Here is a 14709-nt window from a genome sequence, read left to right as displayed (position 1 = left end):
AGAATGCCCACAGCTTAAAACCCGGCACCGCGATTGAGGAGCGAATAATTTCCACAGGGTGATTGAAGGAAATCGACCCAAGTCGATCGGCACTGCCTGGCCCGATCATGGGCCAGGCAGTGCCGGAAGGCGGTACCTATCTGGCCGGCGCGCTGTCCATCACCAGCTCGCGATCGCTTTCGAGCATGAACCCGGCCGCCACCAGCTCGTCGACAGCGGTGCTCAAGGCGCTCTGGTACGCCTGCTCCGTCGGAAAGCGCGCCGTCGCTGATGGCCGGGTATCGCCTTCGTCATCGAAGGCAATGAAGCTTCCGGTCACGCCGCAAAGCTGCCCTTCGGCGAAGCCTTCGTCGCGCAGGTTCCACCCCAGATAAGTGCCCAGCGGCGCTGCGACATAGGGCTGGCGGATACCGCCCTGGTCGATGCCGTCCGAGTCCACGGCGGGTACCTTGACCGTATAGCGCTCGCCGGCCACCGGCGGTAGAACATCGTGGTCGATCACCGCCAGCTCATTGACCGGGGGCGTCAGCGTTTCACCCTGTAGCGGCGGCAGTGTCAGCGCCTCAAGATCGATCAGCGGCTCGTCACCGGCCAGGCCCGGGAAGCGGCTGGCCGGGGGCTCGCGGCCTTCGGACACCCACGCGTCAAGGGCGACGACCAGCGCGCGCATGCTGGGCGCGACGCTGAGCGGGTTGCTTGGAAAGCGGCAGGTGTCGACCGCCTTCGGCGTGGCGCCCCAGGGGCTGAAATGCTGGGCACCGGGAAAGAAGTAGAGGCGCACGTCGTCGGGCATGCGCAGCGCCTCGCCGTTCGGCGCGGTGGACACCAGCGACGAGCGCGCCTGCCAAAACTCGGTCGAAGTATCCGTATGCATCAATTTGGGGCAGGTACCGGTTGCCCGGCAGGCGGCGAATACGCTGTCACGTTCACCATCCAGGTCCTCGGTTTCCACGTAGCTAAACGGAAATTGATCGCCGGTGACGTCGTGATCCTCGTGCTGGCGCGAGTAGCGCCCGGGCTGGGCGAAGCGAGCGTTGGTAAACGTCTTTCGTGACCCGGCGATATGCGCCATGGCGCCGTCGAAAACGCGCTGGCCTTGGGCGTCCGCATTGAAGCCCTGATAGATGAAGTCGCGCAAGAAACGCCCGGACTGGGACACCCCGAGCGCCAGCGTATGCTGGACGCCCTCCAGCGGCGAGGTGACATCGTGCCCCGGCGCGCCGCGCAGAAACGAGACGAGATCGCTCGTGGCGAGCATGCCCAGCCCGCTGGGCCGGGACTCACGGGCGGTATAGATGAACTCATAGATGGCGCCCCCATCCATATCGGCGGGGCGCTGAATCTCGATGTGCTGATCGTCCAGATAGCGATAGGACGACGCCTCGACAGCGCGACGCGGCTCACCGGCGCTCGGCCGCACCGTCAGCGTCGCATCATTGGGGTCCAGGCTGACGGCAGGATAGCTGAGCGCCGCGACGCTGACCGCTTCGTGATCATCGAAGATAAACTCCTCCCGCGAAGGCCCCGTTATTCCCTGCGCGATGGGCAGATCGATTCGAATCGACGCGTCATCCAGCCCCACTTGCCAGCCGCTCCAGACCAGCGTGTAGCCCTGCTCCATCAAAAAGCCGTCGCCGGGCTCGTCAAGACTGAACCCGCTGGCAGGCTGGGAAAGGTTGAACAGCGGCAGCGCCAGATTCCGGCCCCGGTTGGGCACGTCGTACAAGAGCGTCGTCGAGTCCTGCTCTACGGGGCGAAGGATCGACACCTCGGTGCTGAACGTGACCTCGCCGCGCTCGTCGACAGCCGCCTTGTCGAGATCGACCACCGCGCGGGCGCGCGGGCTTTGCGGGTCGATGGCGAAATGCGCCACCGCATCGATGCGCTCATAACGCCCGGCATCGTCGAACACCTGGCCCTCATAGGCATCGCCCGTATCGACCACCTCGAAACTCGTCACCCGCGCCTGCGCGGTAAACGCCACCCCCAGAGCCCCCACCAATACCATCGAGGCGAGCCCCGCCCGTTTCGTGATTGCCATTGCCCGCCCCTTCATCAAAGTTGATAGTGCCTTGTTTATTATCATTTTAAGGGCGGCCACGACTATTGGCTTTTAGTAACGGGTGGGATTCAGAATTGGGTGACCACCGTCACTCCAGCGCTTTCGAACTTGTCCATAGTGACCAGCGCATCGATCGACTCCTCGAGGGTGATTCTGCGGCCGATCAGCCGCTCCGGTTCCAACTTGCCGGATTCGATCATCGCCAGCATGTCGCCATAGCGGTGCGCCTGCATGCCGTGGCTACCGAAGATCTCAAGCTCGTTGGCAATTACCTGACTCATGGGGATCGCCGGGGTGCTGTGGTCGGCGAGCATCAGGCCCACCTGAACATGGCGGCCGCGCTTGCGCAGATTGCCGATCGAGTTGAAGCAGGTGGTGGGGTGACCCAGCGCATCCAGCGAGACGTGGGCACCGCCCCGGGTGATCTCCCTGACCGCCTCGACGACACTGGCCACCTCGGCCGCGTTCACGGTGGCCACCGCACCGAGTTTGCGGGCGAGCGTCAGCGCATCCTCGGAGATATCCACCGCCACCACGTTAGCGCCCAAAGCATTAGCGATCATCACCGCCGAGAGCCCCACGCCGCCGCAGCCGTGCACCGCCACCCACTGGCCCGGCGCCGCGCGGCCTTGATCCACCACCGCGCGAAACGAGGTCACGAACCGACACCCCAAACTCGCCGCGGTGGCGAAGTCGAGCGTTTCGGGTAACGCCACCAGATTCACATCGGCGTAGTGAATGCTTACATACTCGGCAAAGGAGCCCCAGTGGGTAAAGCCAGGCTGGAACTGGTTATCGCACACCTGATGATTGCCCGAATGACACTCCGGGCAGTGGCCGCACCCGCCGACAAACGGCACCGTCACCCGGTCGCCGACACGCCACCGGGTCACGTCCTTGCCCACCGCCTCGACGTTACCGGCCAGCTCGTGACCGGGCACGTGGGGTAGCACGACATCCGGGTCGTGGCCCATCCAGGCGTGCCAGTCGCTGCGGCACACCCCGTTGGCCATCACCTTGACCACCACGCCGTGGGCTTCCGGCGTCGGGTCGGGCACCTGCTGAATAGACGGCGGGATGGCAAAGTGCTCGATTACTACAGCTTTCATGGGTTACTCCTGGGTATGCGTGAACCGCCCCAATATAACCAGCCGCGCCTGAAATTACTTTTCCGATCAATGTACACGGATCTACGTGTTTCAAGATGAGCCTCTGGAGAGCCCGGGTCCCGTTAGTGCCACCGGCTAAAGTTGTCTTAACCTATTGGGCGGGTTTGATTAGTATGCCGGTATAGCACGGCCAAACCATGAAGAGCCTGGATACCAGAAGCCAAGAAATAAAAAGCCAAGAACGGAGCGCCCAGGGAATGACGACCGAACACGCCACCACCAACTTTGGCTTTCTGGCCGAGCACGATGCGTTACTCGCGGATCTGGCCACCGCCGCCGAGCGTGCTTTCGCGGGCGACCCCAACACGACGCTGATCAAGCTGCGCCAGCTTGGCGAAGCGCTGGCCCAGCATATCGCGGCCCTCTCCGGCATCGCGTTTGACGAGCAGACAAGCCAAGCCGACCTGCTCTACCGCCTCAACCGCGAGCTGCGCCTGGAACCCCAAGTCAAGGAGCTGTTTCACACCCTGCGCATCGAGGGCAACAAGGCCACGCACCAGTTCCGCACCCGCCACAAGGAAGCAATGGACGGCCTGAAGCTGGCCCGCGAACTGGCCATCTGGTTCCACCGCTCCTTTGGCAATGCAGGCACCGCTTTCAAGCCTGGCCCCTTCGTGCCGCCCGCCGACCCGAGCGCGCAGTCGCGCCAGCTTCAAGCCGATATTGAAAAGCTCCGCCACGAGCTGAAAAGCGCCAACCTGGCGCTGGACAGCAGCCAGCAGCTCAGCCAGCTGGTCGAACAGGAGAAGCAGGAGTTTGAAGCACTGGCCTACGCCATGGACCAGGAAGCGCAGACGCTAAGCCAGCAGGCCCAGCAAAACGAGCAGGCGCTGAAGGTTCAACGACAGGCCTACGAGCACAAAATCCAGGCGCTTCAGCAAAAGCTCGACGCGCAGAGTGAGCAGCAAAAGAGCCAGCAGCGCCAGAAAGTCGCCAGCCAGACCCAGGCCGCCAGCCAGTCACTGGAACTCAGCGAAGAGCTCACCCGGCTACTGATCGACAAGCAGCTCAAGCAAGCCGGTTGGGAAGTCGATAGCCAGGAACTCACCTACGCCAAGGGCGCGCGGCCCGAAAAAGGCACCTACCGCGCCATCAGCGAGTGGCCCTGCCTGCCCAGCAGTGGCAAACCTACCGGCAAGCAGGACCAGGCCGACTACGTGCTGTTTGTGGGGCTGACGCCGATGGCCGTGGTCGAGGCCAAAAAAGAGAACGTCAACGTCGCGGGCAAGATCGAACAGGCCGAACGCTACAGCAAAGGGCTGGTCATCGCGCCACCGCTGGTTGGTGCCTGGGAGCTTGCCGGGCGCACCATTGCCTGGCCCACCGATGACGAAGCCCACTACAAGGTGCCTTTCGTCTACTCCTGCAACGGCCGCCCTTATGTGCCGCAGCTCAAGGAGCAGTCGGGCACCTGGTTTCGCGACGTGCGCGAGCCAAGCAATCTGCGCCGCGCTCTGCCCACCTTTCATACCCCGGGTGGGCTGGTAAACAAGCTCGAACGCGACCGGCGTAACGCCGAAAAGCTGCTGCACAGCGAGCCCTTTGGCTATTTGGACCTGCGCGACTATCAGCAGAAAGCCATCGCCGCGACCGAGCAGGCGCTGGCGCGCGACAAGCGCACCGCCCTGCTGGCCATGGCCACCGGCACGGGCAAGACCCGCACCATCATCGGCCTGATGTATCGCTTTCTGAAAACCGAGCGCTTCCACCGCATTCTGTTTCTCGTCGACCGCACCTCCCTTGGCGACCAGGCGACGGACGCCTTCAACGAAGCGCCGCTGGAGCAGCACCATACGCTCTCGAGCATCTACAACGTCGCAAGGCTCGGCGACATGGTGCCAGAGGCCGAAACCCGCGTGCAGGTGGCCACCGTGCAAGCCATGGTGAAACGCCTGTTCGCCAGCGACGCGCCGCCGCCCATCGACCAGTTCGACTGCATCATCATCGACGAAGCCCACCGCGGCTACACCCTTGACCAGGAGATGACCGAGGGCGAACTCGCCACCCGCGACCCGGCCCAGTACCTGTCCAGCTACCGCCGCGTGCTGGAGCACTTCGACGCGGTGAAGATCGCCCTGACCGCCACCCCGGCGCGGCATACCAGCGAGATTTTTGGCAAACCGGTCTACACCTACTCCTACCGGGAAGCGGTGGCCGACGGCTGGCTGATCGACCACGAGCCGCCCATCCGCTACGAAACGCTGTTGACCCAGCAGGGCATCCATTTCGACAAGGGAAGCGCGGTCGAGGTGATCGACCCGCGCACCGGCGAAGTGGACACCACCGAGCTCGACGACGAGCTCGACTTCGAGGTCGACGCCTTCAACCGCCAGGTCATTGCCCCCGACTTCAACCGAGTGATCTGCGAGCAGCTCGCTCGGGAGCTGGACCCGTTTGGCGACGAGAAAACGCTGATCTTCTGCGCCACCGATTTCCACGCCGACATGGTCAAGAACGAGCTGGATAAGGCCTTCAAGGCGCGTTACGGAAAGAGCTACCACCAGGCCGCCGTGGCCAAGATCACCGGCAAGAGCGACAAGGTCAGCCAGCTCATCCGTCGCTATAAGAACGAGCGCCATCCCAACATCGCCGTCACCGTTGATCTGTTAACCACCGGCATCGACGTGCCCAGCATTTGCCATCTGGTTTTCATGCGCCGGGTGCGCTCGCGCATTCTGTTCGAGCAGATGATCGGCCGCGCCACCCGCCGCTGTGACGACATCGGCAAGACCGTGTTCACCCTCTACGACCCGGTGGATATCTACGCGGCCCTTGCCGAGGTCAACACCATGCAGCCGTTGGTGCGCGACCCGAACGTTAGTCTTGCCCAATTGATGGGCGAACTCAGCGACCCGCAAACGCTTGAGACCGCTCTCCAAAGCCCCGGCGATGCCCCCGGGCGCAACCAGGCCGAGGCGGTGCTCGACCAGTTGAGCCAGAAGCTGATGCGCGTGCTGCGCAAGGCGGACGCCAAGGCGGCGCAACAACCCGCGCTCAAGAAGAAACTTGCCGAGCTGCACGACCAGTGGGGCGTCGAACCCGGCAAGCTGCACGAACATCTGCAGACGCTGGGCCCACGCCAGGCCGCCGCGTTCTTGCGCGAGCACGGGAATCTGGTCAACCAGCTTATCGAGGTAAAAGGTCTGGTGGGCCGCGAACACATGCCGATTATTGCCGGGCACGAAGACGAAATCCGCGAACGCCACCAAAGCTACGGCGAGCACAAGCGTCCGGACGACTATCTGGACAGCTTCAACGCCTTCATCAACGAGCAGCTCAACCACTCCGCCGCGCTGGCCGTGGCGGTGAACGCGCCCCGCGACCTGACCCGCGAACAGCTCAAGGAGGTCAAGCTGCTGCTCGATGGCCAGGGCTACTCCGAGGCCAACCTGCAAAGCGCGGTGCGCAACCAGACCAACCACGACATCGCCGCGAGCATCATCGGCCACATCCGCCGCGCCGCCCTGGGCGAGCCACTCAAACCGTTCGAGCAGCGCGTTTCCGAGGCAATGGACACGATCCTCACCCAGCACGCCTGGAACGCCAACCAGCGCAAGTGGCTCAAGCGCCTGGCCAGCCAACTGACCCACGAGGTCATCCTCGACCGCGAAACGGTCAACCAGCTACCGGCATTGGAAGGCGGCGCCAAGCGTCTGGACAGGGTGCTCGACGACCAGTTGGACAGCGTATTGGCAGAGCTGAGCGAGGCGATGTGGCCCAAGCGGCAGGCGTAAATACATGGATTTTACGTTTATCTGTATAAGTGACGCAGCACGTGTAAAGAAAATGGGGTTTTCCTTTGCATGTGCCAGACGACATGTATAGATTTTTAAATTTTATATACATGATCAGGAAATCCAACACATGTTGCCGACCTTACCGCTGAACGACATCGAGCAGTGGGAGACCCGCGCCGTGCTGAAAAAGACGGCCCAGGCCCATCGGTACCTGGCAGAGCTCAAAGGTGTCGCCGCCACCATTCCCAATGAAGAAATTCTGATCAATACGCTCACGCTTCAGGAGGCGCGGCACAGCTCTGAGATCGAGAACATCATCACCACGCAGGACGATCTATATCGTGCCGCGGTGGCGGATGAGGCTAGCGTCGACCCCCAAACCAAAGAGGTTCAGGATTATGCAACGGCTTTGCGAGCCGGTTTCAGAAGCGTTCGGGAAAGTCGGCTACTTCGTCTAAACGACATTCTTGCGATACAGGAGACGCTTGAAAAAAACCGGGCGGGTCTGTGCAAACTACCGGGCACGACTCTAAGAAATCAAGCGACGGGGGACGTCGTTTATGAGCCGCCACAGGCAGCGCCAGAGATCGAGCGCCTGATGGAAAATCTGGTGATTTATCTCAATGACGATGAGCTTTGTGATGCCGACCCGCTGGTCAAGATGGCGATCATTCATCATCAGTTCGAGAGTATCCACCCATTCTACGATGGCAACGGTCGAACCGGGCGCATTATCAACATGCTTTATCTCGTGGCCAAGGACTTACTCGACCTACCGGTGCTCTACCTCAGCCGCTATCTAATACAGACCAAATCACGCTATTACCAGAAACTACAGGCCGTCCGCGATACTGGTGACTGGGAACCGTGGCTTTTATACATGTTGGAAGGCATCAGCCATACCGCGCAGCAAACCGTCGAATTGATAGGCCAGATCCGAAAGCTGATGCAACATACCAAGCATCGCATGCGCGAAGAATGCCCCAAGATCTATCGACAGGAACTGCTCAATAACCTGTTCAATCACCCCTACACCAAGATCGAGTTCGTGATGGAGGACTTGGCCGTTAGCCGTATTACCGCGACCAAGTATCTGGATGAACTGGTCAGCATCGGCTTGCTGGAAAAAATCAAAGTGGGCCGCAGTAACTTTTATATCAATGCCGCCCTTATGGCGCTCTTTCTTGAGCGTGGATAACCCAACAGGAATTTATCGTGTCCAACAACGACATCGTCCAAAAACTCTGGAACCTCTGCGACGTGCTGCGCGACGACGGCATCAACTACTCGGACTACGTCACCGAGCTGGTGCTTTTGCTGTTCATCAAGATGGTGCACGAGAACACCGAAGCGGGCACCTTGCAGCGCCACCCGCTGCCCGAAGGCTGCCGCTGGACGGACCTGAACAACAAATCCGGCCTTAACCTGCTGGATGACTACAAGCGCATTCTGCTGAGCCTTTCCAGCGGCCGCGATGGCAACGGTCACGTGGTGCATGCCGACCCGCTGATCAGCGCGATTTACGCCGACGCCCAGACTCGGCTGCGCGAGCCGCGCCATCTGGAGCAGATGATCAAGGCGCTCGACGGCATCGACTGGTTCAGCATCCAGGAAGATGGCCTGGGCGATCTGTATGAGGGGCTTCTGGAGAAGAACGCCAGCGAAACCAAGTCCGGCGCCGGGCAGTACTTTACGCCGCGCCAGTTGATCGACTCGATGGTGCGCTGCGTGAAGCCCCAGGCCGGAGAAACCGTACAGGACCCTTCCGCGGGGACGGCGGGCTTCTTGATCGCCGCCGACCGCTACATCAAGGCGCAGACCGACGACCTGTGGGATCTCACCGCCACGCAGCAGGCGTTTCAGAAAAACCGCGCCTTTACCGGCATCGAGCTGGTGCCCGGCACCCGGCGGCTGGCGCTGATGAACTGCCTGCTGCACGGCATGGAGGGCGACAACGAAGGCGTGGTGCACCTGGGCAACGCCCTGGGCCAGGCCGGGGCAAGCCTTGCCAAAGCCGACGTGATTCTCGCCAACCCGCCGTTTGGCACCAGCAAGGGCGGTGATGCCAGCATTACCCGCGACGACCTGACGTTCAAGACCAGCAACAAGCAGCTCGCCTTCTTGCAGCACATCTACAGAAACCTCAAGCCCGGCGGCCGCGCCGCGGTGGTGCTGCCGGACAACGTGCTGTTCGAGGCCGGTGTAGGCGCGGACGTGCGCCGCGACCTGATGCACAAGTGCCACCTGCACACCATCCTGCGCCTGCCCACGGGCATCTTCTACGCCCAGGGCGTGAAGACCAACGTACTGTTCTTCACGAAAGGGGCAGCAGCGGACAAGCACCAGGACACCGGCTGCACCGACCACGTCTGGGTGTACGACCTGCGCACCAACATGCCGAGCTTCGGCAAGCGCACGCCGTTCGGCAAGCAGCACCTGACGCCGTTCGAGGCCGTGTACGGCGACGACCCCAACGGCCAAAGCCCCCGCCGTGAAGGCGAATGGTCGTTCAACGCCGAGGAAATCGCCGTCGATCTTGATGCCACGGAGGAAAACCAGGGCGTAAGCGATGACCGCCTCGCCAAATCCCGCTGGCGCTGTTTCAGCCGCGAGTGGATTCGCGACACCAAGGGCGATTCGCTGGACATCAGTTGGCTCAAGGACAAGGACAGCGTCGACGCCGCCGATCTACCCGCGCCCGAAGTGCTGGCGGGAGAAGCGATGAGCGAACTGGTGCAGGCGCTGGGCGAGCTGGATGGATTGATGCGCGAGCTGGGGGCTGAGGACGAGGCTGACGGGCAACGCTTACTTATTGCCGAATCCTTTAACTTAAAGGATGAGGGTAAGTAATGATCGAAGGTAAGCCCAAAGAGTGGTCAAGAGCCAACATTGGAACTCTCTGTAATTTGATCAATGGAAGAGCGTTCAAGTCTTCAGAATGGAGTGAAACAGGCCTTCCCATTATTCGAATTCAAAACTTGAATAATCCTGAGGCAAAGTACAATTATTTTGATGGTGAACTGAATGAGAAACACCGAATAGAAAGTGGCGATTTACTTTTTGCTTGGTCAGGCACTCCGGGCACCTCCTTCGGCGCTCACGTATGGAGAGGTGAATCAGCAGCTCTCAATCAGCATATTTTTAAGATTGAGTTTGAAAGATCATTAATAGAAAAGCGCTTTTTGCTATATGCAATAAATCAAACGTTAGATGTTCTTATTTCAGGTGCGCATGGTGGCGTAGGGCTACGGCACGTAACCAAAGGGAAATTTGAGGCTGCTGAAATTTCATTCCCTTCCCTCGCCGAACAAAAGGTCATTGCCGACACCCTCGACACCCTGCTGGCGCAGGTGGATAACACCAAAGCCCGCCTCGAACGTATTCCCGAGATACTCAAGCGCTTTCGTCAATCCGTGCTCGCGGCGGCGGTGAGTGGGCGGTTGACGGAGGAATGGAACAAAAAATATACAGCGCATGACGAATGGCAAAAAATATCACTCGGACACCTTATTGAAAACGGACCTCAGAATGGGATTTATAAGCCAATCAAGCTCTATGGCTCTGGTTGCTTAATCATCCGAATCGATAGCTTTTATGACGGGCTCATCGCTGACTGGGAAAAACTTAAAAGAGTTCAGCTATCGCCATCAGAGATTAAGAAATGGCAAGTCCATAAAGAAGATATACTAATTAACCGTGTCAATAGTATCGAGTATCTCGGAAAAAGTGCATTAGTTAAAGATTTGCTAGAACCAGCAGTTTTTGAAAGCAATGTTATGCGCCTATCTCTCAAAAGAGGCTTGGCAAACCCAGAGTTTATATCTCTGTTTCTGAGGAGTCCGGTTGGTTTAGAGCAGCTGCGGGCTAATGCAAAACTTGCAGTGAACCAAGCAAGCATTAATCAAAATGATGTAAAAAGCTGCCTATTGGCATTGCCATCTCTCGAAGAACAAGCCGAAATTGTCCGCCGGGTCGATCAGCTCTTCGCCTATGCCGATACCGTCGAGCGCCAGGTCAATAGCGCCCTTGCGCGCGTCAATCAACTTACCCAGTCGATTCTCGCCAAGGCGTTTCGCGGCGAGCTGACCACCCAGTGGCGGGCCGATAATGTTGATCTGATCAGCGGCGACAACAGCGCCGAGGCGCTTCTGGCGCGCATCAAGGCCGAACGCGCCGCCCAGGCGCCGAAGAAACGTACACGCAAGAAGGCGGCCCCATGAGTCAGGCAGCCACCACCCCGCCCACGGCCCAGCAATGGCTTCGCTACTGGCGCAACTCGCTGGCGGATGCCGAGAGCGGGCAAGGCGCGCTGCGCCACAAGGATCTGGATAAGACAGAGCGGCTCGACAGCACGGTATACCGGGAAGGGCGTATACCGATGGAGCACCCGGTACTCCAGCGCCTTTTCGAGAATGAGGAGACGTCGACTCAGCTTGTGCAGGTGGTACTGCGACCGGCTGTATACAAGGTGCTGCAGGAACACGGCGCGAAAAAAAGCGCGCTCTATCCCGAGATCATCACGCCGTTGATCTGCGGTTTGTGGGTCGCCCGCGACGGCCGCCTGATTCCCGCCGAGCCGCCGGTGATACCCCGCGACCTGCTGGCGCCCCAGGCCGATGATCGGTTCACGCTGGCAAGCGTTGCCGAACAGGACCGCTTCCTGAGCAAGGCCGAGCCGCAAACGTGGTCAAAGAGCGAAGCCCAGACGCTGCTTGAAGATGAAACACATCAGACACACGACGAGCGCTGGCAGGCCTACTATGACCTGTCGCGCCGCTTGTTCGATCAGCTTTATCCCAAAGCCCTTTTGCGAGACGTGTTCGTCAGCGCCGACGAGGCGCGCATTGCCAAGGTCGATGAGCAGTTGGGCGCGGCCGACAAGATCATTGCCCTTTACGACTGGCTCTCGAAAAACGCGCCGACGCTGCCGCTGCTGGAAAACTACGCGCTTTCACGCGTCGAGACGTATCGGCCCTGCGTCGCGCCGTTATCCGGCATGGCGCATCGGCTGGGCCACGCCAATTCGCAGTACCCGCTGGCCATTGCCCAGCGCGACGCGCTGGCGCAGGTCATGGCCATGGAGGAAGGCGAAATACTGGCGGTCAACGGCCCGCCGGGCACGGGTAAAACGACCTTCGTGCTTTCGGCCGTTGCCTCGCTGTGGGTGAACGCAGCGCTCAATGAGGCCGAGCCACCGCTGATCGTGGCAGCCTCGACCAACAATCAGGCCGTCACCAACGTGCTCGAAGCCTTTGCCAAGGATTTCGAGGAAACCTCGGACGCCATCGGCGGACGCTGGCTGCCAGAGGTGACCAGCTACGGCGGCTACTACTGCGCTTTCAGCAAAGAAGGCGAGGCGTCAAAGTCCTACCAGACTCCGTCTTTCTATCGCCACGTCGAGTCGCCGGAGTACCTTGATAGTGCCGAGGTAGTTTTTCTTCAGCGTGCCCGGCAAGCGCTGGAGGATGAATCGCTCACGCGCATCCATGCCGTTCGACAGCAGCTTCATCAGCGGCTGACAGAGCGCCAGGCAAGGCTTTCAAAACTTCAGCAGCACTGGGCGGCTCGGGCCACACTTATCGCTCAGCTTGCTGAAAAGCTCGGTGATCCCCCCGAGGAGGCGCTGGCCCATGAGCAAAACGTACTTGCCGGCCTGCAAACAGCATACGATGCCATCAAGGCGGACCTGAAAGCGTGGCAGCGCTTTTGCGCTGACGAACCCATGTGGCTGTCGCTCTTGGCCGTGCTGCCACCGGTGGCCAAAAAGCGCCGACTGCGGCGCGAGCTGTTCGTCGATGAGCATTTCAGCGCTAACGCCCGGCAACTGATCGAGCAGGCGGACTCGGGAAGCGCCATTCATGCCACGCTGAATGCCTGGTTGAGCGAGCAGCGCGACGTCATCGCCCAGAAAAAGACCTTTGTCGCCGAGTGCCAGCACAACCTGCAAGAGATCGAGCAGGCCACGATACAACTTGAAACGGCGTACCAAGCGCTGGGCTTTCGTGCGCTACCCGCCGCGTTCGACACCTTCGATCAGGGGCTGGATACCACGCTACGTTTTCAGCTCTTTCAACTGGCAGTGCACTACTGGGAGGCGCGCTGGCTGGAGGATTGCGCCGAACGGGCGGACGAATTGGCAAAACAAGCCAAGGGCCAAGAGAAGCAGGGGCTTGCCGCGGTACGCCCACGATGGCGACGCCGCATGATGCTGACGCCATGTATCGTCTCGACGCTGCACTCACTGCCCGCCCATATGATCCACAAAGTCTACGAAGGACCAGGGCAGTTTCGGCCTGATTACCTGATCAATGAGATCGATCTTCTGATCATCGACGAAGCCGGGCAGGTCGCACCGGATGTGGCGGGTGCTTCCATGGCGTTGGCCAAGCGCGTACTTGCGATTGGCGACGTCCACCAGATCAAACCGGTAGCCACGCAGTCGCCGACGGTCGATGTGGGCAACCTTGCGCATCAGGGACTGCTCTCAGCAGTCGAGGACTACGAAGCACTACGCGAAGGCGGCCGCTCGGTAGTGGATGGCAGCGTGATGCGGATTGCCCAACAGGCCAGCCGCTACCACTACCTCGAACAGGCCGAGCCGGGCATGTTTCTGCGCGAGCACCGGCGCTGTCTCAACGACATCATCGCCTACTGTAACGACCTCTGCTACCAGGGGCTGTTGCAGCCGCTGCGTGAGAAACCAGCCACCGATGCTGACCTGCCACCCTTTGGCTATGTGCATGTGGATGGTCGGGCCGAGTCGCCACCCTCGGGAAGTCGCATCAACCGGCTGGAAGCCATTACGGTGGCCGAGTGGCTGGCAACCCAACGCGAGCGGCTGGAAACCGCGCACGGCAAGCCGCTGGAACAGATCGTTGGCGTGGTGACACCCTTCAAGGCCCAGGCCAATCTGATCGAGCAAGAGTGCCAAGCGCGACACATCAAGGTGGGCAGTGGCGAGGCGGAAATGACGGTGGGCACGGTGCATGCGTTGCAAGGCGCCGAGCGGCCCGTCGTGCTGTTTTCAGGGGTATATTCGCGCCATGACGACGGCGGTTTCATTGACAGCGACCCCTCGCTTTTAAACGTTGCGGTATCGCGCGCCAAGGACAGCTTCATCGTGTTTGGCGATATGGACGTTATCGATACGGCTGCGCGAGGAACGCCTCGTCACCTATTGGGACGGTATCTGTTCCGCCATGAAGAGAACGAACTGCTCTTTACAGCAAGCGCAGCACGCCCTGATCTGCTCGAACTATGCCGCAAGCCGCGGCTGATCAACGACGCCGAAGAGCACGATGACTGCCTCAAGGAGCTGCTTGACGTCGTCAATTCACGCCTCGATATGGTCTCGCCCTGGATCTCCTACAAGCGTCTGGACGAAACCGGGTTACTAGCGGCCCTGCAAAAGGCGGCGGCAAGGGGCATCGCTATAACGATCTATACGGACTATCGCTTCAACACGGCTAACGGTGATCAGCAGGATGCCCAAAAGACAGCCCGCTTTGAACGGTGTTGTGAAGCACTTGCCGAGGATAACGTGACGGTAAAACCGGCCAATCGGGTTCATAGCAAACTTGTGATGGTCGACGATCATGTCATGTGTGCAGGCTCTTACAACTGGGCCTGCGCCGCGCGACAAGGTCCGTATAGAAATATGGAAACCTCCGTACTTTATAGTGGTGAACTACGAGAGGAGTTGGAGCTTCAGCGCGATGCACTGGAAAAGCGCGTTCGTTAG

7 protein-coding genes are annotated in these 14709 nt (G+C 60.2%); 5 read left to right on the top strand and 2 right to left on the bottom strand.

What is annotated here, in order from left to right:
* Window positions 1-136 precede the first annotated feature (136 nt).
* Window positions 137-2041 (bottom strand): alpha/beta hydrolase domain-containing protein, encoded by a 1905-nt coding sequence (locus MQW23_RS10140; protein WP_252107976.1) that lies wholly within the window; start codon window positions 2039-2041, stop codon window positions 137-139.
* Window positions 2042-2130: 89 nt separating this feature from the next.
* Window positions 2131-3171 (bottom strand): zinc-dependent alcohol dehydrogenase family protein, encoded by a 1041-nt coding sequence (locus tag MQW23_RS10135; RefSeq protein ID WP_252107975.1) that lies wholly within the window; start codon window positions 3169-3171, stop codon window positions 2131-2133.
* 257 nt (window positions 3172-3428) lie between these two features.
* Between MQW23_RS10135 and hsdR the strand changes: the two genes are divergently transcribed.
* The 5 genes from hsdR to MQW23_RS10110 all read left to right on the top strand — a co-directional run bounded on the left by hsdR (window position 3429) and on the right by MQW23_RS10110 (window position 14709).
* Complete coding sequence (gene hsdR, locus MQW23_RS10130) at window positions 3429-6965, top strand: type I restriction-modification system endonuclease (RefSeq protein ID WP_252107974.1); 3537 nt, start codon at window positions 3429-3431, stop codon at window positions 6963-6965.
* A gap of 130 nt (window positions 6966-7095) precedes the next feature.
* Window positions 7096-8166 carry a Fic family protein gene (locus MQW23_RS10125; protein ID WP_252107973.1) on the top strand — a complete coding sequence of 357 codons (1071 nt, stop codon included), beginning with the start codon at window positions 7096-7098 and terminating at the stop codon, window positions 8164-8166.
* 17 nt (window positions 8167-8183) lie between these two features.
* A complete protein-coding gene (locus tag MQW23_RS10120) occupies window positions 8184-9818 on the top strand; it encodes a class I SAM-dependent DNA methyltransferase (protein ID WP_252107972.1) in 1635 nt (544 codons plus the stop codon).
* A complete protein-coding gene (locus MQW23_RS10115) occupies window positions 9818-11188 on the top strand; it encodes a restriction endonuclease subunit S (RefSeq protein ID WP_252107971.1) in 1371 nt (456 codons plus the stop codon). The genes MQW23_RS10120 and MQW23_RS10115 overlap by 1 nt, the downstream gene beginning before the upstream one ends.
* Complete coding sequence (locus tag MQW23_RS10110; RefSeq protein WP_252107970.1) at window positions 11185-14709, top strand: AAA domain-containing protein; 3525 nt, start codon at window positions 11185-11187, stop codon at window positions 14707-14709. Before MQW23_RS10115 ends, MQW23_RS10110 begins: the two co-directional genes overlap by 4 nt.

The organism is Halomonas sp. S3-1-1, from assembly GCF_023757625.1.
Taxonomy (GTDB): domain Bacteria; phylum Pseudomonadota; class Gammaproteobacteria; order Pseudomonadales; family Halomonadaceae; genus Vreelandella.
This window is presented reverse-complemented; position numbering and strand designations above follow the sequence as displayed.